This is a genomic window from Sphingobacterium sp. WOUb80 (genome assembly GCF_050058145.1).
Lineage (GTDB): Bacteria > Bacteroidota > Bacteroidia > Sphingobacteriales > Sphingobacteriaceae > Sphingobacterium.
This window is the reverse complement of record NZ_CP165617.1, coordinates 74,267-97,885: the sequence shown is the minus strand read 5'-3', so window position 1 is coordinate 97,885 and position 23,619 is coordinate 74,267. Positions and strand designations below refer to the sequence as shown.

General features: G+C 38.6%; 17 protein-coding genes. 12 read left to right on the top strand and 5 right to left on the bottom strand.

Annotation, left to right across the window (positions count from 1 at the left end; translation table 11 throughout):
* Nucleotides 1-368: 368 nt before the first annotated feature.
* The gene (locus AB1Z56_RS00415) at nt 369-1,085 is read left to right on the top strand and encodes a hypothetical protein (RefSeq protein ID WP_426790722.1); all 717 of its coding nucleotides are present in this window, start codon (nt 369-371) and stop codon (nt 1,083-1,085) included.
* 64 nt (nt 1,086-1,149) lie between these two features.
* Nucleotides 1,150-1,773 carry an outer membrane beta-barrel protein gene (locus AB1Z56_RS00410; protein WP_426790721.1) on the top strand — a complete coding sequence of 208 codons (624 nt, stop codon included), beginning with the start codon at nt 1,150-1,152 and terminating at the stop codon, nt 1,771-1,773.
* 53 nt (nt 1,774-1,826) lie between these two features.
* Here the strand turns inward: AB1Z56_RS00410 and AB1Z56_RS00405 are convergent, their stop codons facing one another.
* The gene (locus AB1Z56_RS00405; protein ID WP_426790720.1) at nt 1,827-2,633 is read right to left on the bottom strand and encodes a LytTR family transcriptional regulator DNA-binding domain-containing protein; all 807 of its coding nucleotides are present in this window, start codon (nt 2,631-2,633) and stop codon (nt 1,827-1,829) included.
* A 544-nt stretch (nt 2,634-3,177) separates the two neighbouring features.
* On the opposite strand from AB1Z56_RS00405, the gene AB1Z56_RS00400 reads away from it, so the two are divergent.
* The gene (locus AB1Z56_RS00400) at nt 3,178-3,756 is read left to right on the top strand and encodes a hypothetical protein (RefSeq protein ID WP_426790719.1); all 579 of its coding nucleotides are present in this window, start codon (nt 3,178-3,180) and stop codon (nt 3,754-3,756) included.
* Nucleotides 3,757-3,880: 124 nt separating this feature from the next.
* Nucleotides 3,881-4,261: a hypothetical protein gene (locus AB1Z56_RS00395; RefSeq protein ID WP_426790718.1), complete on the top strand. Its 381-nt coding sequence runs from the start codon at nt 3,881-3,883 to the stop codon at nt 4,259-4,261.
* A gap of 89 nt (nt 4,262-4,350) precedes the next feature.
* Here AB1Z56_RS00395 and AB1Z56_RS00390 read toward each other — a convergent pair whose 3' ends face one another.
* The 4 genes from AB1Z56_RS00390 to AB1Z56_RS00375 form a co-directional block, all read right to left on the bottom strand.
* The gene (locus AB1Z56_RS00390; RefSeq protein ID WP_426790717.1) at nt 4,351-5,712 is read right to left on the bottom strand and encodes a RagB/SusD family nutrient uptake outer membrane protein; all 1,362 of its coding nucleotides are present in this window, start codon (nt 5,710-5,712) and stop codon (nt 4,351-4,353) included.
* 1 nt (nt 5,713) lies between these two features.
* Nucleotides 5,714-8,920, bottom strand: a complete 3,207-nt coding sequence (locus AB1Z56_RS00385) for a SusC/RagA family TonB-linked outer membrane protein (protein WP_426790716.1) — start codon at nt 8,918-8,920, stop codon at nt 5,714-5,716.
* On the bottom strand, nt 8,917-10,296 hold the full coding sequence (locus tag AB1Z56_RS00380) for a TlpA family protein disulfide reductase (RefSeq protein ID WP_426790715.1): 1,380 nt from the start codon (nt 10,294-10,296) through the stop codon (nt 8,917-8,919). Before AB1Z56_RS00380 ends, AB1Z56_RS00385 begins: the two co-directional genes overlap by 4 nt.
* 224 nt (nt 10,297-10,520) lie before the next feature.
* Entirely contained in the window at nt 10,521-10,904 is a 384-nt protein-coding gene (locus AB1Z56_RS00375) for a hypothetical protein (RefSeq protein ID WP_426790714.1), read from the bottom strand.
* 889 nt (nt 10,905-11,793) lie between these two features.
* Between AB1Z56_RS00375 and AB1Z56_RS00370 the strand changes: the two genes are divergently transcribed.
* The 8 genes from AB1Z56_RS00370 to AB1Z56_RS00335 all read left to right on the top strand — a co-directional run bounded on the left by AB1Z56_RS00370 (nt 11,794) and on the right by AB1Z56_RS00335 (nt 23,614).
* On the top strand, nt 11,794-12,255 hold the full coding sequence (locus AB1Z56_RS00370; protein WP_426790713.1) for a helix-turn-helix domain-containing protein: 462 nt from the start codon (nt 11,794-11,796) through the stop codon (nt 12,253-12,255).
* Between the two features lie 12 nt (nt 12,256-12,267).
* Nucleotides 12,268-13,137, top strand: a complete 870-nt coding sequence (locus tag AB1Z56_RS00365; RefSeq protein ID WP_426790712.1) for a GIY-YIG nuclease family protein — start codon at nt 12,268-12,270, stop codon at nt 13,135-13,137.
* 86 nt (nt 13,138-13,223) lie between these two features.
* Nucleotides 13,224-13,850: a hypothetical protein gene (locus AB1Z56_RS00360; protein ID WP_426790711.1), complete on the top strand. Its 627-nt coding sequence runs from the start codon at nt 13,224-13,226 to the stop codon at nt 13,848-13,850.
* Between the two features lie 68 nt (nt 13,851-13,918).
* Nucleotides 13,919-14,920 (top strand): hypothetical protein, encoded by a 1,002-nt coding sequence (locus AB1Z56_RS00355; protein WP_426790710.1) that lies wholly within the window; start codon nt 13,919-13,921, stop codon nt 14,918-14,920.
* Complete coding sequence (locus AB1Z56_RS00350; protein WP_426790709.1) at nt 14,907-15,548, top strand: hypothetical protein; 642 nt, start codon at nt 14,907-14,909, stop codon at nt 15,546-15,548. Before AB1Z56_RS00355 ends, AB1Z56_RS00350 begins: the two co-directional genes overlap by 14 nt.
* A 153-nt stretch (nt 15,549-15,701) precedes the next feature.
* On the top strand, nt 15,702-15,899 hold the full coding sequence (locus AB1Z56_RS00345) for a helix-turn-helix transcriptional regulator (RefSeq protein WP_426790708.1): 198 nt from the start codon (nt 15,702-15,704) through the stop codon (nt 15,897-15,899).
* A 9-nt stretch (nt 15,900-15,908) separates the two neighbouring features.
* Nucleotides 15,909-18,794, top strand: a complete 2,886-nt coding sequence (locus tag AB1Z56_RS00340) for a helicase-related protein (protein WP_426790707.1) — start codon at nt 15,909-15,911, stop codon at nt 18,792-18,794.
* Between the two features lie 11 nt (nt 18,795-18,805).
* Nucleotides 18,806-23,614 (top strand): Eco57I restriction-modification methylase domain-containing protein, encoded by a 4,809-nt coding sequence (locus AB1Z56_RS00335; RefSeq protein WP_426790706.1) that lies wholly within the window; start codon nt 18,806-18,808, stop codon nt 23,612-23,614.
* Nucleotides 23,615-23,619: the final 5 nt, after the last annotated feature.

Here is a 23,619-nt window from a genome sequence, read left to right as displayed (position 1 = left end):
ATTTTTCGATTTCTAGCTGACACAAAAGGAAAACTTTTACACTACACTAATAATTTTTCCAATAGCATCCCATGAATTGGTTATATGGGAGCCGTTATTCTCTCCAATGTCCAATCGCTTATGGTCAATTCTCATCATTAACGTTTGAGACGAACTATTAACTTATATTTATTATATCTGTAGCATTACGAACACTATTTCCGTATACACTATTAAAGTATCAAAATAAATTATGAAAAGACCTATTTCAACGAAAAATGAAATTTTATTGTGCGTTACTGATTTTCTTGTTTTGAAGTTCAGGCAAAGTCACTGCAAAACTAGCCTATTTTTCCATAAGACTTCTTACTGACCTATTCTATATTATTATGCTGAACATATTTCAAAAAGTAAATAAAGGGCAATGGTTGCTCATTATCCTACCATTCTTTCTATTTGGCTGCGAAAAAGATGAGCGCGATGGCACCACCTGTGCGCAGAATTGTATTGTACTATCGGGCGTTGTTGTGGATACTCCTGCGAACAAGTTATTATCTGATGCAGAAATTGGGATTTCTTTCCAATATTACAGTTCGTTCCTTAAACCATCAATAAGTTTGGGGAAAACAAAGACAGATGGTAAAGGGAAATATAGTTTTCGATTTGATGCCAGCAAATACCTATCCGAAGACGGCTTTTTTATAGTTAGCGTCAAAAAGAATGGTTATTATCTTAATGCATATCATCCAGATTCGTATCAAAGCGTAGCTTCTTATGACTTGGACGAGCTTGAGTTTGATAAACCAACGGATGAACGAATAATGCTTTTCAAAAGGGGGGAAATGGAGTTGCATCTAAAAAATGTCAAAAAACTCGATCTGAAGATGCTTTCGGTTAGCTATGGTCCAGAGAAATCCAATACTGGTTTTTCTATCGCTCCTGTTCCTCGTGATTTGGATACCATCGTTAGGGTAACCATTCCTGCCGATATGGAATCTGTATTAAAATGGCAAGGCTATAATGGACCGAACCCCTTGCAGTTCGACAAGGCCGCCGCTGTTAATTCAGAAAAAGGAAGCTTTACACGCTATCAGTTAGATTTCTAGTGGGAATTAGCGCTAAATAAAAAAGAGAAAGCAGTTATAAAAAATCTATCATCATTCATTCAATATGCTTAACAAATTACTTTCCGGAATATCCCTTTCCCTTTTAGTTTTATCAGGAACCGGCCTCTATGCACAGCAAAACAATGGCAGCCGCTATGACATCGAATTTTCTATTACTCCCCTAGCTGAGAGTGCTATTGGGCCACGGAAGGGCCTTATGGGAGCCAGTAGCGATGCCAGTAAGAATTATATGGCTGGATTGCTCCGCGTAGGTTATCACTATAATGAAACATGGTCTTTTGGTGCAGGTCTGGGCTATTCCCATCAGAACATAACGACAACATCGGCTATAGTCGATCCATCGGTGGAGCGGATTCAATACTCCTCGGAACTTTCTATTTGGGAAGTCCCTTTAGAAGCCAGAATAAAATTTTTAAAATACCTCTATGCAAATGCGGGACCTATGTTACATATCCAGCAAAACTCAAATAGTCATGTAGACAAGCAGAATGGTATAGGTTTCCATATTGGATTGGGGGCAAAAATTCCATTATCCCAACAGTTTGCTGTTACGCTGTCCCCAAACTATAAGATGTACTCACTCATTCCGTTCCATTCCGAAAGAAATTATGATCACGTACAGGCTTTAGGAATTAGCATTGGGGTGAATTATAAGTTTGCAAGATAGTCCATCTGTAAGTCAGCCACAGCTATATCATGAATGATTTAGCAATATGGCTTTTAAGCCTTCTCAAACCAACGCTTAAAATCAGCGGCATGGTAACGGCTGATAAATATATCTTCTTGCTTCTCAAAGGATGGCTTTAGTTCAATGGTTAATATCCCATTGTCTAAAGCACGATACCCTTTGATGATACTCCGATTAACGATATAACGTCTATACATCAAGTAATATTGATGATGGTCGAGTACCTTCATCAATGTTTCGAGGCTATAATTGTGCGTATACTCCTTACTACTGGTCAAGGTCAATAGCTTTTTATCATTCGCCGAGCTTTTGATAAAGGCGATGCCGTCAAGTGCGACATAGTTATCTTCATAACCGTATTTTACTCCAAGACAAGGAGCAAGCTTGATCGCATCGGAAAAGTCCCCTCCCCGCTCATCCTCCAATTTCAGTTGCAGTGCTTCATAGCTTACAATCATTTCCTTGAGAGAAGTCCGCTCAAGTTCCCCCTCTAAGTACTGATCTTGCACAAATCGGGCAAATCGCATGACGTATATTGCCAGAAATAGTATATTCAAAATACAAATAAACAATAACACAAACCTAAATTCGTGCCGCATATAGGGAATGATAGCACCCCAACCTTTTGCAGTGAAAGGAAAAAATACCAGCATCACAAAAATCACCGTGAGCAAGGCAGGCAGTACCACTCCAAAGAGACTCTGTCTGATCAGACGCGGCTTAAAATCCGTCAGCCAGGATAATCTCCTATCCATATACCGATTAAAAATATGTGCTCCACGAAGCACGACCATAACGATCAGCGAAGAAAGAAGCCAATAGAGATAAAATTTGGGCATTGTATACCTCTTATCAAAAACAAGAAATTTGTTGGGCGAACAAAAAAAATTACCCAACAAAACAGCAAACAATAGCTGAAGCCTAATCGGTATGTAGTTGACCTGAATCTCGGAATGAAATTTCTCAATAAGTTTTTTAGTTTCCATAAAGTCGTATAACCGGTTAAGGCAAACTAAAATAAATAATTTTTCAAATAACAAATTGAAAAACCACTACATCCCCCTTAAAATATACCGACAAATACCACCATTCGTACTATAATTTCATTTTCAAGCTAAGATAAAAAAGTCACCTAATGCATCCATAAAGCAAGTTTTAGATACGATCGTCCTTACCATTCATCCGTTTTCAGACATCTTACCTTGCCTTCAAAGCAAGAGCTTGCTAATTTTATAACACCACAATGAGTTATTGGAGCAACAACAATGGCGCAGCTGCTGGCACAAACCCCATGACTATAGACCTAAAATAAAATAATTATGAGAAAAGGAATGACACCTCTTCCAGTGAACAAGGCTAATCATATAAAAAATACCGAAGCTCATGGAACATAGCGGATCATATCAAAAGCTTATCAAGCATTTAGAATCCTACAGAAGGCTCACGGACAGTCAGGAAAATATCTTGCATCAGCTGATTATTGTCAAATACTGCAGCCCCAAGGAGATCTATCTCGAGCGAGGTGGTATTGCAAAGCACATCTGTTTTATCCATAGCGGTTACGCTTTGGGGTATGAGCACATTGATCAGGAGTCGCGGCTATCGCGCATCTGGCAAGCGGATCAGATGATCCTAAAAACCGAGAGTCTGCTAGCTTTCCAGCGCAGTGAAATGGATATTATCTTTCCAGAAGGTGGCAATATCATCGAGATCCCTGTTGAACATCTCTTACAAGCGACAGAACTAACCGCCTTTTTCCATTATTTGCTCTTGCAGGAACTCAAATATTACCAACAGCAGGAAAATCTGTTTAGATTAAAAAACAGCAGAGCATTGATACGCTGGTTTCATCATCGCTATGCTGGCATTCGCTTTAAACTCACCGATCTACAGATCGCTCAGTTTCTGGGTATCACGCTCAGGTGGTACAATCAGAATAAAAATAATTCAAGTTTGGAATAAATACAGCTGAAATAGGAATAGAAACTTAACAGTTAGGAATTAATGTTTGCACAATAGGAATTAATGCTCTAGTAATACCTCATTGATGGATCTACCTTAGCATCATAATCAAAAACATACGATTATGATAAAAAATAAATTCGCAGTGAAGGCATCACTCTTCACTTTAATCTTGGCACTGCTCGCAATCGGTACGTATGCGGCAGTTGCAGTGATGAAGAAAAATACGATAACTGAGAAATCAACAGTTGTTGATCCACAATGGTATCAGTATGACGGTAGTGGAGATCCTACCGAAGCAAGCAGTTATACCCTTATCCAGCCGCAACCGGCAGATGACGACGAGGCTAACACGCTATGTCCAGGCACTGAGGAAATGTGTGCGGTACGTGCATTGCCAGGTTCATCAACACAGCCCGCTGCGTTTAGCGATGACTTTAAGGATGACATTACCGATGCTTTGGCAAACTCCGCACCGACAACGGAGATTAAACTGCATGACTAATCTTTTTGTTTCTTTCGTACGTTAAATTAAATTTAGTTATGAATCCATCCAGAAATGCTTACCAAGCAGATCTGGATGGATTTCCTTGTTTATCGTGGGTTCTGCGGAAACCCAGCAATGGCGATAACATTATCCGGTATCAGAAACACATATTTCAGATCATCAGGTGCAAGCCTATACACTTCCTGATCCAATTTCCGCTGTAGCGTCATGGCTGTCTCTTTCTCCAGATTGAAACGCCTTAGGTCTGTCCAGCGAAGTCCCCGAAACAGCAATTCCTTTCTCCTTTCTTCGAGCACCAATTTCAAGGCCTGCTCATGCTCAAGCGTTAAATCCTGCTGATACGTACCAGTAACAAAGCGATTGCTCATCAGAGCTGCCAAACTTTTTAATCCTTCCTGCACATCTCCCACCCTCACCTGTGCTTCAGCTTGTATTAGGTATAGCTCATCCACGGTCAAGCCTTTAAACAGAAAGCCCTGTACACGGCCATCGTAGGTCCCCTTAAACGTATAATAGCCATCCGCATTTTTGGTAAAGAATGCCTTTTTGCGCAGGTCGTTATCGGCATAGCTGCTGTACAGAAGCGAATCTACCCGACTGCGCGCCGGAGCCAATAGCGCACTGACCGTATTGCCCCCCGCCATCCAGATAATCTCTGCATTCGTTGTGTTAAAGGGTGCAGTGGCAGTGAGGTTGATGCTATTATAGTCCACTAACTCTTTCCCGTAGGAAAGCGCCTGCGTACTTGCTTTCAACGCATTTGCATAATCCGACATAGCCAAATAAATACGGGCCAAAAGCGCATAGGCTGTACGCTTAATCGGCCTATTGATATAAGCCGTATGCTCGGGCAGTAGTTCGGCAGCAGTTTTCAGATCGTTCAAAATCTGCTCATAAGTTTGCCCCACTGTACCTCGCGGAGTATCCTCCTCAATTGTCGTAGACAACCGAATGGGAATACTCAGCTTCTCTATATTTTCAGCAGCATACACCGGCCCAAAAATACTGGCTAGCTCATATAGCGCAAAAGACCTAAAAAATAACCCCGAGCCTTTGATACGCTGATAGTCCTGTTCACTATTTTCTTTTCCCAGCACTTCCAGTTCTTCGAGAACCGTGTTGCAGATAAATACTACTTTATAGGGGGATATCCAATCGGCATTGAGCTTTCCTTGCTCCTGCCATATGTACCTGTTGCGTGTATCTTGATTGGCAATACCCTGCCAGTTTTTGGCACTCAAAAAATAATCGTCCGATGCCTCTTCACCTGTCGATGAATAGCCCCTGTTTATAGTTCCAAAAGCATCAAGCAATGACTGGAGATCGGTCATTGTCTTTGGGACAGAAAGTGCCTTATTCGACTTTTCATCCAAAAACTTCGTGCAGGAGACCATACACAGTAGACTCCAGCATAGCGCTAGTCCAAAATATTGATGTATCTTTTTCATATTATAATTGTATGTTTAAACCGAAGGAAATCTGCATCGGCAGTTTAAATCCGTCCGGATATTCCGGGTCGATACCACGCTTATTTTTACGCCAAAGCACCCAGTTTAGGTGATCTGCATAACAGTAAAGGTCTATACCACGGATGATTTTGCTTCCAAATACATTTCCTTTGAAGGCGTAAGAAATCTTGATATCATTTAAACGAATATGGGATCCATTTTCTACGGTCGCTGTCGACATACTATAGAAATTATCCCGATCTTCATTGATCGGATATACAAAAGAAGGAACAGTCGTATACAATTCATCACCAGCCTTTTGCCAGCGCAGCGCATAGTCAGTATGGCCTACGTTATTTTTCAATAAGTTACCGAAAGAGATGGTATTTCGCCGAAAATAATAAGCGGCTTTAAATGCTATATTGGCCGACAAAGTCAGCTGTCTGTACGAAAGCGTATTCCTAAAAGCACCATGCCACAGCGGTACTGGCGAGCCATGGAAAACCAGCTGGTCCAAAGCCGTGTTTTGACGGATATCCTTATAATTTTCGCTAGGAGCACCATCCAGCTCGCCTATGGGATCACCCGTTGCCGGATCCAGCCCATTGAAGCGGTAGCTCAGGAGCATATAGGGCATTTCCCCTTCATAAGGCAGTACATTTGTACCGCTACCCACATAGAGGTAAGCCGGACTTTGGCGATCCAGCAAATATTTCGTCAAGGTATTTTTCGCGTAGCCTGCCTGCATGTTGACAGTCCAGTTCCAGCTACCTTTTAATACCTTTCCGATCAAATTCAGGTCTACTCCCTGTCCCGTCATATGCGCGCTATTGACCATTACGGTCGAAAATCCTTTCGTCGGATCTACCGTTTGTGAGCTTACCATATCTACCACCTTTTTACGGTAGTATTCCACCGTTCCCTTGACCCGATCATCCAGCAGACCAAAATCCAGCGCAAAATTGGCCATCGCAACTTTCTCCCAACGTAAGTAAGGGTTGCGCGGGGAAACGATATTGGCATAAGGTATTTTAACAACCGAATTTGAAGAGGCCGAATTGTTGCTGATAATGGTATAAGCAGACATCCCATTAGGGATATTACCACTCGTACCATAAGTGGCCCGCAGATTTAGGCTAGAGAAAATCTTCGACCGCCAAAAGTCTTCACGTGCGATATTCCACGAAGCACCTACCGACCACAATGGCACCCCGCGTTTATTTGTCTCCACACCAAATAGGTTGGATTCATCCTTGCGCATACTTGCATTGAAGTTGATACGCCCATCGTAGGAATACCCTACATTACCATAGTAAGAGATAAAACGCGTAGTGCTTTCCGAGAGCGATACCCCGTCCGTAATCTTTTGCAGGCCATACATACCATTATAAGTGGGGAGATAATCAATTGTATTAACAGGCGTCGAACTAATCAAATCGTCCACATATCCATATAGCCGATTTCCTTCACTTTTCCGTTTGCTGTGGCGCAGTTCGGCTCCTGCCAATCCTGTCAACAGTCCCGAAGTACCGATTTTAAGGTTCAGATCCGTTTGCATCCGAAACGAATGCGACGCTAGCCTGCTGTTGCTATAGTCCAAGATGCCGCCCATCAGTACCGCATAGGTCGGTGTCCCATTTTTGACTGTGGTCATCAAATTGATCAGGTTACGCGCATAGTAACTATTCGGTCCGCTATAGTCATCATTTCGCCCAAAAGATTGTCCGAACTGGTATTTCAGGCTTGCACGCAGGAAGCTGAACAGTTGCACTTTTGCCCCTATATCAAACCGTAGGGTATTCATGGCCGAGGTTACCTGTACCGCATCCCGATCCTGTAGCGGAAAATAGTTCCAGTCCAGTAGCGCTCCATTGCCCACTGTATCCACAAAAGACTGCCTAAAATCTCTTTCCACAGGCAACCGATTACCACTTTCGTCCACCAAACGCATATATGGAAATAAGGCAACCCGGTCCCGGCCTAAACGATAACCGGTAGCATAGCCGCCCAAACCACTTTGTGTGCCCCCCTCATGTGCATAGTAAAAGTCACTTTCCAATTTGATCTGTTTCGTTAGCTCAATGTTGTTCCGGAGATTTAAGGTCAGCCGGTCATTGTATTGCCCCACTAGATCTGTATTATTTTTATCATAACCGACCGAAAACAAGTAGCTGTTGCTGGGCGCGCCACCATCTATGGAAACAAAATGCTGCTGCAAGAATGACGGACGGTACAGATAGCGGCTGATATCCTGTCGCACATCCCTAGCTTTCAACAGATCCACCAATCGCTCGCCCTCGGCGGCATCCATGCGCCCTTCCTTGACTCCCTGCCAGATCTCCACAGCCTCACCCAATACCGGATATAAAGTTTTGTCATTTATACGGCTCTCGTAATACCCTTGATCATAGAGTACACGCTGAAAGCCAATATAATCTGCACTTGACATTTCGGGGTAAGCCATTAAATTGGGTTTTGCACTCCATGAGAAATTATTGCGATAGCTGATGTGCCTAGCTTTATTGCTGTTTCCACGTTTGCTCGTGATGACGATAACCCCATTTCCTGCTCGTGCACCCCAGATAGAGGTTGCCGTCGCATCCTTTAAGATCGATACATTGGCAATATCATTGGGATTGATGGACTCGATATTCCCTTCAAAAGGAAAATCATCCAGAATAATCAGCGGATTCGCATCCGAAAATAGCGTACTTAGCCCCCTGATCTGTAGTTTTGGCTGATCGCTACGCGTATCAAAGAGCAGTCCCGATGTGGTATTCTCCAGTCGGGAAAGCACATTCATACCCACCGATCGATTAAACAGTGCCGAATCTACCAATTCAAAAGAACCTGCGGAGCGTTCACGTGAGAGCACTTGATAGCCCGTGTTTACCGTCACCTCATCCAAGGTATGGTTTGTCCTGCTCAGATAAACTACGGCAGGCAGGTTTCCGGTTAGCACATCAAGTTCTTTATGCTGGTAGCCCAATATCCTAAAACCTAGATGTACTTTATCATGCAATGCTTGGAATGCAATCTCCCCTTGATCATCCGTTGCTCTTGGAAGGAGCTTCTGATCTATGCTCACCAATACGCCTTTGATGGGCTTTTGATCTGCACTATCCCGTACAGTCAATACCAGAGACTGAGCCAATAGCAGCTGTCCAGAGAAAGACAACACGAAAAGCGTAAATAAAATTCGTATCATGCTCCCCTCCTTTCCGTGATCACCAATACCGCAAGATTTTCCTTACGCTGATCAGCCTTGATACCCGATTGAGCCAGCCGTTCGATGAGCAGCTTAGCCGAAGTACAATCCTTCAAATTACTTGGCACAGGCAGGTTTTGCAGATCAGCCGGACAGATGAGATACGGAATATCATTATCACGAACATTAAGCTTATCAATCAGTGTTTTCAAGGATATGGTTTCACCCTTTGAGACAGGGGAATTACGACGATTACTGTACAAGGCAATAACTGGAATCGGCCGTTCTTCTATGGCCAATTTGATTTTAAAATGTTGCCAAAGGTCATTTCTTAGGGTCTCCCGAAAAGCAGCTTTTGTAGTCTCGGCAGGTAATACAGCCTCATAGCATAAACCATACTGCTGGTTATAGACATCAGCATTGACCTGTTCATTATTGAAATATCTATTCTGATCGATGACCTCGTAGACAATTTTCTTTTTAGCAAGCTGGACTCCTTGGATATCACTCATCGCATCCATACAGAGACTTCTCAAGGTTGTATTTACAAAATAACGACGCTTCAATCCCAGGCTATCCAAATCCTGCATCCCACTTGTAGGTGCTACACCAATTAGAAATCTGCGAAAACCAGTATAGCGTGCTTTTAGGTCAGCTAGGTCAGGAATCAATAGTGGTTGCTTCGGATCAAAATCAATCTGATCTATTTTCATTTTCACCTGAGCGAAATTGTTATTCAATCCCTTTTGTAATTGTGCATCTGTAATGTATTCAGACGAGGTAAAAGCTTTGATGATACCATCGCTATCGATCCATACGAAATGAGATATTGTCGCATGCGGAAACAGCTGTTTCAATAGTTTATCATCTACAACGAGGGGAAACTGCCATTGGTGGGCAATGTTATTACCTTGCTGAAATCTGTCGACCACCGCATCCGACTGAAAGGTAACAGGAATAAATGCGATGTTGGAATGATCGTACTTCAGCTTATGCTGAATTTTTCCAAGACTCTCCACACAGCTTGCGCACCAGGTCGCCCAAAAATCCAATATGATTAGTTTTTTATTGCGGTATTCGCTGAGCTTTATGGTTTTCTGACCAGTGGGATGGTTGACTACTTCAAGCGGAGTATCCCATAGTGATAGAGGAATCTTGTCGCCAATGTTTAAAGCTTTGACCGGAGATAGCCCATCCGCCCCGCTGTCCTTGCGGGGCGCCTGAGCCGATAAACTAAACATAGAAACCATCAGAGCTAATAAAGCAAGAGCTCTGATGCTCTTCAATACCTTAAAAGAATAATTAAATGATTGAAAAACCATTGCGATGCAACAGAGCATTACCCGACCAATACCAGCCGAATTTCTACATTTCATCGGATTTTCACCGGGTCGGCATCGGGTTTTGATCGGTGTGGCCCGATGAGATTCCGATGAAAACTCGGAGCCAATAGCATAAAAGACCGAAGAAAATAGCCTTAACATCCGCTTGATTTGCGCAAGTTTTGTGCTTAAGTAGTGCTTAACACGTACTTGAAATATATAGGTTATAAAGAGCCTTAAAAAGGCTATCAATTTTAGGGTATTCATCATTTAGTTTGTTAGTGGTTTTGAGAAAGCTGATAAAAAAAATCGTAGACCTGCTTGCTACTCTCTAGTTCGCAAGCGATGAATCTGTTGCTTCGGAGAAATGAAATTTCTACCTCTGTCAGATTGATCTTTTTGTAATGAATCAGAAAATAAGCCATTACCATGCGAAATAATGCGACGGAGAAGTTTTGTACATCCGTTGTACTGATCGTAGGATTAACTCCCCTTTCTCGATCAAAATAAATAGTCATCAATTCGACTATATGATTGCGACAACTGTCCATGTCATACCTAGTCCAAAAATCTTTGATACAGTTTACAGGGTCATAGTCCAGATGATGGATTTCATACATCGCCAGGTCAAAGGCGACCAATTTCTTTAAAAGCTCTTTCATTTTTTTGGCTTTTGAGGGCGTATATCTGCATGGATTCTTTGAAAAAATAGGAAAAAGCAATCCCTATCGAGTCCAAAGTCTCAACACAGCCTACACTGTTAAAAAATTTAATTAACTAAACCTCAGAATGCCGTTTTACTCTTTTCGTCAATGGTTATTATATTATGGTTCGTCACGGACATCCACTTGAAAATAGGAAGAACCGACCCTTTTGTTGTGTTACGACAATATTTTGGATAGAAAGTTGCCAGCAATAAAAAGTTTGCCTAAATTTAAGCTGCAAAACAATTATTTAGTACCAGCCATCTTCTTGCCTTTTATTCTCTATTTAAATATTGAAGTAATGGGTCGGTGGCAGACACGCTTAAGGGAAGTATCGCTATTCTTTTGGATAAGAATAACGAACCATTTTTTTTGACTCTTGCCCTCTTACGTACTGTATATTGAAATTGCATCTAATCCGGCGCTCGGATTAAATTTTTGAAATGCTGTTTACCGGAATACCGAGTAAGTCGATCCTTGATCTGGTACTGGTGAGTTAGAATTTTAACTGGTGTCGTTCTCATAATTTGGTTTTCTATTATTAATGAGACATCAACACTAGGTGTACAAAAAAAGCAAAGCCTTACTGTACTAACTCCTAGTGCTTGAACGACCACCACTAAAAGGTTTCCAGTAAGGCATGCCCCTCCCTTAAGGAAGAATGCAAATATAACATTTTCCTGTGAAAGGGCAGTTCTTACCGTCCCGAAGGTGGTCGTTAGTCAAGCTTCGAGTCTCGTAATATAATTAGCCGCGAAATCGATCGCGTAAATATTGTTTAACTATTGAATACAAATATAACAAACAGTTTCCTTATTACAAAATAATTAATCAAAGAAACTAATAAATGAATCATAAAATCGACAATTATATAAAGGAAAAACTACAGAAATTAGGTTGGGAAGATAAAAATCTTGTAGAGAAAACAGGCTTGTCAAAAGGTCAAATAAGTAAACTCAAAAATGGACACGTGGAGCGTTTAACTGCTGAAGTATTTTACAAAATATATAAAGCGTTCGGTGATTTTTGTCCCAAAGCGACAAAAGTCATTTATCCTGATCTGGATTTAAAACTGAAAAAATATTCTCCTAAGGCTCGTAATGATTTTGGAAGTTTTATGGATCAATTTGAAACCATAATAAATTCCATTGAGGAAATAGCGATCAAGACAGGAATCGAGGAAAACAGATTAAAAGATCTTTATTATAGAAAAGCTGCTCTCGAAGCTTATGAACTCCTATTGATTGAAAAAGCTGTTGGGAAAAAGCAAGGAGAATTGTTTGAAAAGTTTTTTGGACATACGTCATAGAATAATCTAAGAATGAGCATTAGAGGAATTACGGTAACCAACTATTTAGCTTCTGGAAATCCCGAGGGGATAATTTTTTCATACATGTCCAATTGGACTGGCCAAGCAATCAAAATACCTAGAAACCTATTTTTAGAGGCTAAAGAGCTACCGGAACTAAAGAAGCCTGGTATCTACTTCCTTTTCGGTCAAAACGATGAAAACCCAGATGATAAACTGGTGTACGTGGGAGAAGCAAATTCATTAGGAGATAGAATTGGTCAACATTTTAGAAATACAGATCAATCCTTTGAGCTTATTATATGTTTCTGCTCAAAAGACGAAAATCTCACAGTTTCGCACACAAAGTACTTAGAACAAAAAACCATATCAAAAATTAGCAAGTCAAGCGAATATCGTCTAACTAATAAGACCAATGGCACAACCGTTAATCTCCCAATAATGGTAAGGGACGAAATGGATACTTATTTTGATAATATGCAGATCGTATTACCAACCTTAGGCTATTCTGTATTAACGCACAATGATCGACTTGATAAAAAATCTCATTTACCATCAGTAGAATATTCTTTATCAATGAGCGGTGTAACAGCTAAAGCTGTTTTAACTTCAAATGGAATTGAAGTCCTAAAAGGAAGTGAAATGAGCAAGAAACAGTATAAAGCATTATCTGGTACTTATGGGAATCTTAGGAGTACTTTAATAGAGAAAGGAATTGTGATTCTCAAGGATGGAAAAAATATATTCAACGAGAATTACGAATTTTCAAGTCCCTCAACAGCTGGCGCTGTAATAGTAGGTTATTCCGTTAATGGACGTACGGCATGGAAAGACAAAAATGGAGTGACAATTAAGGAAAATGAGGAGTTGAAGATTGGTTAGTGAAAGAAATACTGTATATAAAAATTATTATGCTATAGATTAAAGCTAGTATTGTTTTAATATCTATAAATACTTTTTGCGCTATAATGAAAATAACTGGAAGACTTATTATTATTGCTTTTACAATTATAGGATGTATACTTTGCTATATTAATTTCAAAAAAAATGATATAGCAACATTAGTAGCTGCCATATCTACCATTATTGCTCTAGCCTCCTTTTGGATTGCATTTGAAGTCTTTCAAAGACAGGAAGCCCTAAATAATCCCCAACTAGTCATTAATTTTGATATAAAAAGCAGGCCCAGAATCTTACAATTGATACTCTCAAACTATGGAAACAGTCCCGCGTTCAATGTTTCTATAGACTGGGATATTATATTAATTCAAAGAGATGATTCACCTTTCAATATTTTGACGGGTCAGCAAAATCGGATACCTGTTCTTAATAAAAATCAAACACTTAATTTCTTTATAGATAACACAGTCGATTTCTACGCTAAAAAAAGAGATTTGACATATTCTGGTATTATAAATTATTCTCTAGATAGGAACGGAAAATATTATAGAAAAGAGAAATTCACCATTTCATTAATAGGATACAAAAAGACGATGCTCTATCAAACAGAATTATCGGAGACTTTAAAGCAACTTCGCAAAATTCCTGATGCTTTGAATGAGATAAGAACAGAAATCCAAAATAAAAATACATAGCAAAATTATCAACCAACTGCTATACCCCACTCATTACAATAGAAATTTACTGATCAAACCAAGTATTAATGGCACACGAACCTAAATTAGAAGTATATAAAATTTATACAAAACCATTTCCAACAACGGAACATCCGTCTTTCGGAAATTTCTTAATTGATAATTTCTCAACCAATGATGAATCTCTTACTTATGCTGAGGGATTTAAAGAACTTTTGCAGACACTTATCAAGTCCATAGATACCAACTTTGTATTAAATAACACAAACAAAAAGGGCTTAAGAATAGATGAGTCAACAAACCCTATCGAAAAGTCGATCAAAATAGCATCCACGAAGCAAATTATTCATGGTACCATAAAAGGAGGACGATATGGTCAAAACAGATCAATTGGATATACGAACAATCCGAAAAAGAAATATACCAAAGTTGCCCAAACAGATATAGTGATGGATACCTTCTATTTTCTTTTGTATACTCCATTTAAGAGTAATAAAGGTATATTGATGATCCAAAGCTATACAGACGATCAAATCAATGACGTTTTTTTAAATTGGTTAAAAGATAATCTGAGTGGTAAAGGCTATTTCAAGCCGACTATAGATACTTATTGTCCAACCAAACTTCAAGAAGAATTTAAAGAATCAAGCGCAGTAAAGGAATTGAAGTTTACAAAAGATATCTTAATATCAGATATCGAAACTGAGGATGGGATCTCAACCGAAGAATTTTCTATTAATATTTCAGTTAGAGCCAAAAATGGAGGGAAAAAAATTTCCAAACTGAATGCTCTTGTGAATACAGTTCGCGAACTCGCATTTGGTAAAAGGGATAATCCATTATCTTTAGAAGATTTTAATAGGCAGATAGGAGTATTGTATAATGGTAGCCACCAGAGCTCATTTGAGCTGGACAGTGACATTAATATTAAACCTACTATATATTTAAAAGACAGAATCAAGCTCCAAGATGATGAAACACCAGATTGGAAAAGTTTGCATGATTATTGTCAAAACTTACTTGAAGAAATAAAAGTAGAAGTCTATCCTGAAAACAATGAGCTATCTTAAAATAACAAATTATTTAAGAGTACTTTTGAAAGAAGGACGTAAGTGGGAGTTTAGCGACTTACTAGACCAAAATTCACCAGCAACAGATAAGCAAATTAGAAATTACTCTTGGATCAAAAGATCGATACTTTTAATACCAACTATATTGATTTGTCTTTTTCTCAAAAAAGGAATCGATAAAGATGCAGTTGGTTATGCTATTGCTGCGTTATCAATATTTATTGGCCTATTCTCCTCGCTAATAATTACTATTTATGGCAGATTTCTAGCAATACCAAAGCTTAGCGAAAAGGCAACGCAATCACAAGAAATAGAGGATAAAAAAATTAAAAATTTTATCCGTCAATTTACTTTTATAACAGGAAAAAACCTTCTAGTATCAACAATATTGATAGCTCTAATGTTATTGATACTGGTATTTCCTGATTACATGTCTCTAGACGCATATTCGCTTAAATTCGTTGACTCAACTCAACAGATTGACTTTCAATCAAGCCTACTTGCACTTAATACCCTAGTAGCCACAGCTTTAAGAATATTTATAATTTATCTAGGTTTTGCATTCTTTCTTTCCTTGCTATATTCACTGGGAGCCTTATTTGCTTTTCTAAAACGAGAATATAAATAAATTAAATTACAGTAGTCTTTAAACTCGCGGATATGAAATCAAGCTCTTTTTTACTCTCCAAATAGTAATAGAACAGAACTATATCACTTTTGCCTTTTTTATTCTCCAGATTAGTATTATTTTTAACATCAGATGTTAATCAATAAACACAAAATGAAAATTAATCGCTTAAAAATAGTATTAGCTGAAACCGATAAGACAAATAAGTGGCTTGCTTTACAACTTGGCAAAAGTGAAGTAACGGTTTCGCGTTGGGTAACTAATGAAGTACAACCCTCGATGGAGACTTTTTTGGAGATTGCAAAGCAATTAGATGTGGATGTGAAAGAATTGATTAACTCAACTAAGTAAGCTATAAATATGAATATAAATTTTACGCCTGGACAACGTATAACCAATCGTGACGAAGATTTTATCATCAACGATGCTGTTGAAAATAATGGTAAATGGATTTTAAAAGTTGAAGGAATCTCTGAATTGGTCAAAAGTAAACGCTATATTTTTGACACGAACATTGATACATCCATCCGAGTTTTAGATCCGAAGAAAACACAATTTGTAGCCGACGTAGATTATGGTTATCGTAAAACTAAGTTATTTGTCGAAAATCAGATTCGGAATTCCTCTATTTATAGCAAACAAATTACCGTGGCTCAAAAAGCTGCTTTCAATTTAGCTGAATATCAGTTGGAACCTACTTTAAAAGCTTTTGAACTCCCCAGACCACGAATATTGATTGCAGATGGTGTAGGATTGGGTAAAACTGTTGAAGTTGGTATCTTCTTAGCCGAAATGATTAAGCGTGGAAAAGGCAAACGAATTATGGTTTTAGCTTTAAAATCTATTCTTTCTCAATTTCAACAAGAGATTTGGAATCGTTTTGCTATTCCTTTGGTTCGTTTAGATTCGGAAGGAATTTCGAAAATTAAATCGGAATTGCCTGCTAATAAAAATCCTTTCGACTATTATGATAAGACTATTGTTTCCATTGATACGCTGAAAAACAATGCAAAGTTTCAGCACTATATCGAAAAAACGAAGTGGGACATCATCGTAATCGATGAATGCCATACTGTGTCTAATTCTAATTCCCTAAGAGGAAGCCTGGCTCAATTATTAAGTACCAAGTGCGAATCTTTGGTACTCACTTCGGCTACACCTCATAATGGTAAAAAGCAAAATTTTGCCAACCTCATCAATATGATTGAACCCTTGGCAATTAAGGATGAGCAACATTATAGCCAAGAAGATATTTTGCCCTATTATGTGCGCCGGTTTAAAAATGATATTGATGATGAAAATGTCCGTTCTAATTTTCAAGAAAGAAAGGTCATTTCCATTCACGCCCCATTAATGGATGCAGAGGATACGTTTCTTGAAATACAACAAAAGATAAAATTCACAGCTTTAGCAGGATTAAACGACGAAGATGTTACGGAAGATTTGTTTGGAAGAAAGTCAAAACATAAAACCAAACGTGATTTATTGTTTGCTATTGGTTTGTTCAAATCGTATATGTCTTCACCCGAAGCTGCTTTAAGTTCGATCCAAAACAGGATAAAAAAGCTGGAAGACACCACCGATCGTGAAGATGTCGTAGAACAAAACTTAGCAACTTTAGAAAATTTAGAGCAACAGCTATTGACCATCATCGATTTGCGTCAAGATGCTAAATACACTGCTTTCAGAAACGAATTGATTCGCCTGAAATGGAATGGACGAAAGAAAGATTTTCGTATCGTAGTATTTGCTGAGCGTATTGAAACCTTGAAGGCACTAAAGAGAAAACTGCAACAAGATTTCGATTTAGATGACAAAGTAATTGCTGATTTTCATGGTTCGTTGACCGATATGGAACAGCAACGTATTATCGAAGATTTTGGAAAAGAAGATTCAGATTACCGTGTTTTATTGACTTCCGATGCGGGCGCGCAAGGTGTCAACCTTCATTATTATTGTAATCACATGTTCAACTACGATATTCCGTGGTCTTTGATTACGCTAGAGCAAAGAAATGGACGTATCGATCGTTATGGCCAGACCAAAACGCCTTACATTCATTATATGATTGCCACGTCAGATTTGGAAGGTTTGAAGGACGATTTACACATCGTGAACAAACTGAAAGAAAAAGAAGAAACAGTATATGAATCTTTGGGAGATGCCGCTTCAGTGTACAAATTGTATGAAGCAAGTGCCGAGGAAGATTTGGTGACCAAAGCATTAGCGTCCAACAATGTCGATTTATTGGAACATTCGAGTAATGATGAATTGGACGATGATCTTTTCGATGCTTTATTCGACGATGCTACGCCTAAATTAAAAATAAACAAACCCATTGCAACGGATGTTTCCTTGTTCCAAAATGATAAAGCTTATTATCAAGCCTTGATCGAACAATTGAAAACCGATCAGTATTTAAAAAATGACGAAGCGCAGTTTGAAGGTAATATTTTAGAAGTGAAACAAAGCAAAGAACTGAACCGTATTTTGTTTGATCTGCCATCCGAAGCAAAACCTGCAAAGATGGGCGATGTATATCAACTTTCTTTAGATAAGGATGATGTACAAAAATCCATTACCGATGCCCGAAAGAAAAAAGGTGAATGGGCAAAATTTCAGGTGTTATATGAGCTGCATCCTGTTATCCGCTATCTCATGACGCAATTGGAAGCCTCGGTTGATAAAGACGTTGCCTTGGTTATGAAATTAGACAGATTGCCTACGGATACAGCCTTTTTCCTGATTCAAGGTATTGTTGCCAATAATTTAGGGCAATCCATTTTGTCTGATTTTTTTGTGGTGCCGATGCATATTCAAGGTGGCTTGAAAGGGAAACCTTTTGCCTTTAATGATTTTATGGAACAGTATAATCTGAAAGAAGATCTATACACTTTAGAAATCCCAACCGAAGATATTGAACAGTTACAAGAAATCTTATCCGATACCATTGATTTTGCGCACAAACTTCACATGGATCAGGAACAGCAAAAATTGCAATTTGAAATGGAGAAGAAACTCGCTGTATATGAAGAAAAATTAAAAAACTGGCACCAAAGTAAACAACAACAAATGGAACTGGAATTTGCTGATAAAAACATCACTGGTTTTGTTAAGAAAAGAATGCAAGACAAAGAATATGAAATGGAGACGATTCTTAACAGTTCAAGTCAATATTTCAAAGACTTAACCAGCCTTAATGGCAATCCGTATTTGAAGATAGTAGCAGTGTTTTATAATAAATAGACGATTAAAAAATGATTCATTTTCTGCATAATATTGGCGATTTCTTTGCATCTAATTATTTCGATGAAAACTTTGGAAAAAAAGTAATCGAAAAGTCGGGTTATAGCACAGATGCTACTAAAGATATCAACAAAAAAATCAATCAGTTAAAACCTGAATATTTTAAACTAAAACAACGCTTTATAGAAAATCATTTACGTGTAAAAGATAAAATTAATCTTTCGCACGATTTTCATAGCAAAGTATTGCGTGCATTAGGTTATGATGCTGAAAACACACAATATCATGAGTTGTTTCCTATCAACGATAAATCGGTTTTACCTATTCGTCACATTTTGTATCGCGGCGATCGTCCACATTTGATGGTGATGGAAATGCACGCCATGATCAAAACCAAAGATGAGGAAGAACCTGATGGACTTTTTGAACAGAGTTACACCAGTCTTCATGATGGCGATGAAAAAACCACCAAAGAACAGAAATACCACCGCTCACAGTGGGCCGATATTTTTTCGGTAAGTGAAGAAGTAAGTATTTCGCCCATGATTATCAATCAGGCAGTAAACGAATTGTTTTTATTGCCCGAAAAACGCCGACCGCACTATGTTTTGCTTTGTGCCGGTAACCAATATTTTTTATTGGAAGCAGAAAAATGGTTCCGTGGTTCTTATTTGCAATTGGATCTGGAAGCTTTATTTGATGATGTGGCGATTACCAAAGATTATTACAGCATTTTTTATCTCTTGTTGGGCAAAGATTTATTGGCACCAACTGCCGAAATGGTCTTGATGGATCAGTTGGACGAAGATTCGCATAAAGCTGCTTATGAGGTAACCAAAGATTTGAAAGAAGGCGTTATCCATGCGGTAGAAAGTTTGGCGAACGAAGCGGTAAGAGATTTGGAACTGCAAGGTGTACAACCTGCGGATATTGATGCGTCTAAACTGAAAGACGATTGCCTGAATATGGTGTATCGACTTTTATTTCTGTTCTATGCCGAGTCCAGAGAAGATTTGGATATTCTACCTTCAAATGATGAAGTCTATGAGCGTGGCTATTCTTTAGAAATGTTGCGCGATTTGGAGCAAGTACCTTTAATCACCGAATCCAGTTTGAACGGATATTTCTTCCATCAATCATTGTTTCAATTGTTTGATTTGCTGAATAAAGGCTATCATGAAAATGAAGGTTCAAACAAAAGTTTCAAAATCCGACACCTTGATTCGCCGATGTTTGATAATAGCCTGTTGCATTATCTAAACCGAGTAAAAATTCGAAATCAAGTCTGGCAAGATGTTATTTGCGAATTATCGTTATCTAAAAAACAAAATAAAAAAAGTAGAGGTCGTATCTCTTATGCCAATTTAGGCATTAACCAATTGGGTTCGGTTTATGAAAGCTTGTTGGCTTTTCGTGGTTTTCTGGCAGAAACCGATTATATCGAAGTACATCGCAAACGTAAAAGCAATGAATCTTCTGAAAAAGTAGTCAGTATCGATGGTTCGTATTTAGTTCCACGCCATCGTTTGGATGATTTTGATCCGAAGGAAGTTTATTATACCGAAAAAGCAGATGGTGATCAAGAGCTAAAAGTAATTCCAAAAGGTACTTTTATCTATCGACTCAGTGGGCGCGATCGTCAAAAGTCGGCTTCCTATTTTACGCCGGAAGTTTTGACTCAAACTACGGTAAAATACACCTTGAAACCCATTTTGGAACGTTTGGACAAAGGCGAAATTCAAGCTTTGGATTTGTTGCAACTCAAAATATTAGAGCCTGCAATGGGTGCTGCTGCTTTCCATAATGAAGTCATTAATCAATTGGCGCAGGCATATTTGACCTATCGCCAACAGGAAAAAAAACAGCAGGTTGATCCGAACAAATATCAGGAAGAACTTCAGAAAATTAAAGCTTACATCGCTTTAAACAATGTGTATGGCGTCGATTTAAATCCTACGGCGATCGAATTAGGAAAACTGTCTTTATGGCTTAATGTGATCCACAAAGAAATGCAAACTCCTTTCTTTGGTTACCGTCTTGGTGTAGGAAATGCCGTAGTGGGTTCTTGGTTAAAAGTCTTCAAACACAAAGATTTTTCGTTTGAACCAATTGGTAAAGTAGGCAATAAATTTGTAAAAAAAGAATGGTGGACGCAAGCACCCAAACATTTGAAATTTGGCAAAAAAGGCATTTTACGTCGAGAAGACGAAATTTATCATTTCTTATTGCCCGATGCTGGCATGGCTTCGTCAGGAGGCATCAAATTATTGAAAGAGGCTTTTCCGGAAAGAGCGGCACGCATTAATGAATGGCGAAGAGATTTTTGTAAGCCTTTGCGAAATGATGAATTTATTCGGGTACAGCGGATCGCCAAAGCGGTTGATACCTTACTTTTGGCGCATTATGACATCCAAAAAAATATCAGCCTGATTACCGAAAACAATCCACAGTATTTTGGTAATCCAAATACAGTGATGCAGTTGGATTTTCAATCCTATTCGTTTGAGCAAAAGCAAACTTTTGCTCAAGAACGCCTAAAACCCAATGCGCCTTATTACAAGCTAAAACAGTTGATGGACTACTGGTGCAGTTTGTGGTTTTGGGATGTACGTGATGCGGAACATTTGCCTACACGTGCGGAATGGTACGATGATTTGGAACAATTGCTCAATATTGATTTGGCGGCGGCCTCTCTTGGTCAACAGCCAGAAAACGAAACCGTACGCGATTACCGAAAAGACAAAAAGCAATTAGAAAAAGAATTGGCGAATGCACTAAAGCAATCGACTACTTCATTGTTTACCAACGAGCGTGCAGATTTGGTGCAGCACTATGCCGAGCAATATAAATTTTTCCATTACGAACTGGAATTTATTGAGGTGTTTAGAGAGCAAAACGGTTTTGATATTGCCGTAGGAAATCCGCCCTGGATTAGCGTAAGTTTTGATGAAACAGGAGTCGTTTCGGAATATTATCCCGAGGTTTTTGTAAAGAATTTTAGTGCCCCGAAAGTGAAAACTTTTGCAGAAAAACATTTAGACGAAAATGCAGCTTTGGCTGAAATATATCTTAATGAGAGTTTTGAAGCTCACACGACCAAAGAATTCTTAGGCGCTGTTCAAAATTATCCTTTACTGGTGGGACAAAGAAATAATTTGTACAAATGTGTGCTAGAAAATGGTTTGCATTGGATTAACGAGGTAGGATATTTAGGTTTAATTCACCCTGAGGGTGTATATGATGATCCAGATGGATATGCTTTGCGCAAAGAAATTTACCAACGTTTAAAATATCATTTTCAGTTTCAAAATGCGTTTAATCTTTTTGCAGAAGTTGCGCATCGTGAGAAATACGGTATTCATATTTATGCTGGAGAAAAAGGAGAAGTTGGCTTTTACTCTATCAATAATATATTTCATCCTGCTATTATAGACGGTTGTTTTACCCATAGAAAAACAACAGAATTGGTAGAAGGATTGAAAATAAAAGACGAGAACAGTCAATCTTTTGTTTGGAATGTAAAATCGCACCCATCTCGTAAGGTTTGGATAGATCAACATGTTTTGAAAATATTAGCTCAAACTTTTGAAAATACCAAAAATTGGGAAGGGACTAAACTGGTGAGCATACATGCAAAAGAAATTATTGGAATTATTAAAAAGATAGGTTTAACATTAAGGTCGTTAAAAACATCAGAGCAAATTATTTCTACATGCTGGAATGAAACGAACGAAATAAGTACAAATAAAATCTCCAGGATAACCAAATATCCGAAAATAGAAAATTTCGAAATGGTCTATTCTGGTCCTCATTTTTTTGTAGGAAATCCTATGTACAAAACACCCCGAAGTATTTCTAAAGAAAAAGCAGATTACGATATTATTGATTTTACCCAAATTGATGAAAACTACACAGCACGTACCAATTATGTACCACAAAATATAACCGCAGGTTATAGAAATAGCATCGTCGGGTTTCAAAAAGAGGATGGCACTTATGATAATTGGTTAGATTATTATAAAATCGCTTTTAGAGAAATGATTAGCTCCGCAAGTGAAAGAACAGTTAATGGTGCGATTTTATTACCATATTCAGGACATATAAACACTGTAATAAGTGTTATTTTTAAGGATATCACCGACTTAATTGAATTCAGCGGTTTAGTAAATTCTATCTCAATAGACTTTATAATTAAAACAATTGCTTCTCCCCATTTAAATAAGTCTCGTTTAGAACAACTTCCACTTGGCATTGCCGACAAGTACAAACCTGCCTTATTCGTCCGCACCTTACAGCTCAATTGTTTGAATAAATATTACTCACCACTTTGGAAGGAAAGTTTTCAAGACGCCTTTATGCAGGAAACCTGGTCAATTGACGATGAGCGTTTAAAACCATTTTCTTCTTTAACCGAAGCATGGACTTGGGATACACCATTGCGCAATTATTTTGAGCGACGTTTGGCATTGGTTGAGATTGATGTGATTACAGCGATGGCTCTAAACCTGACCTTGGAAGAATTGATATTAATGTACAATATTCAGTTCCCCGTATTGCAACAAAACGAAGACGACACTTGGTACGATACCAAAGGAAATATCGTGTTTACCTGTAGTAAAGGTTTGGTGGGCGTAGGTCTCGACCGTCCAGAATGGAATGCCATAAAAGATATGCAAGCTGGTGAAACGTACGAGCATATCATTACCAAATCGGAGTTGTACCAAGGCGAAAAAATCATCTATCACGCACCTTTTACCAAACAAGACCGTGTAGAAGACTACAAACGTGCCTGGGCGCATTTTGAGGAAAAGTTTAAATAATAAAG

Coding starts and splice junctions, on each gene's coding strand:
- AB1Z56_RS00415 (WP_426790722.1), top strand. CDS start 369: ATGCTGAACATATTTCAAAAAGTAAATAAAGGGCAATGGTTGCTCATT.
- AB1Z56_RS00410 (WP_426790721.1), top strand. CDS start 1,150: ATGCTTAACAAATTACTTTCCGGAATATCCCTTTCCCTTTTAGTTTTA.
- AB1Z56_RS00405 (WP_426790720.1), bottom strand. CDS start 2,633: ATGCCCAAATTTTATCTCTATTGGCTTCTTTCTTCGCTGATCGTTATG.
- AB1Z56_RS00400 (WP_426790719.1), top strand. CDS start 3,178: ATGGAACATAGCGGATCATATCAAAAGCTTATCAAGCATTTAGAATCC.
- AB1Z56_RS00395 (WP_426790718.1), top strand. CDS start 3,881: ATGATAAAAAATAAATTCGCAGTGAAGGCATCACTCTTCACTTTAATC.
- AB1Z56_RS00390 (WP_426790717.1), bottom strand. CDS start 5,712: ATGAAAAAGATACATCAATATTTTGGACTAGCGCTATGCTGGAGTCTA.
- AB1Z56_RS00385 (WP_426790716.1), bottom strand. CDS start 8,920: ATGATACGAATTTTATTTACGCTTTTCGTGTTGTCTTTCTCTGGACAG.
- AB1Z56_RS00380 (WP_426790715.1), bottom strand. CDS start 10,296: ATGAAATGTAGAAATTCGGCTGGTATTGGTCGGGTAATGCTCTGTTGC.
- AB1Z56_RS00375 (WP_426790714.1), bottom strand. CDS start 10,904: ATGAAAGAGCTTTTAAAGAAATTGGTCGCCTTTGACCTGGCGATGTAT.
- AB1Z56_RS00370 (WP_426790713.1), top strand. CDS start 11,794: ATGAATCATAAAATCGACAATTATATAAAGGAAAAACTACAGAAATTA.
- AB1Z56_RS00365 (WP_426790712.1), top strand. CDS start 12,268: ATGAGCATTAGAGGAATTACGGTAACCAACTATTTAGCTTCTGGAAAT.
- AB1Z56_RS00360 (WP_426790711.1), top strand. CDS start 13,224: ATGAAAATAACTGGAAGACTTATTATTATTGCTTTTACAATTATAGGA.
- AB1Z56_RS00355 (WP_426790710.1), top strand. CDS start 13,919: ATGGCACACGAACCTAAATTAGAAGTATATAAAATTTATACAAAACCA.
- AB1Z56_RS00350 (WP_426790709.1), top strand. CDS start 14,907: ATGAGCTATCTTAAAATAACAAATTATTTAAGAGTACTTTTGAAAGAA.
- AB1Z56_RS00345 (WP_426790708.1), top strand. CDS start 15,702: ATGAAAATTAATCGCTTAAAAATAGTATTAGCTGAAACCGATAAGACA.
- AB1Z56_RS00340 (WP_426790707.1), top strand. CDS start 15,909: ATGAATATAAATTTTACGCCTGGACAACGTATAACCAATCGTGACGAA.
- AB1Z56_RS00335 (WP_426790706.1), top strand. CDS start 18,806: ATGATTCATTTTCTGCATAATATTGGCGATTTCTTTGCATCTAATTAT.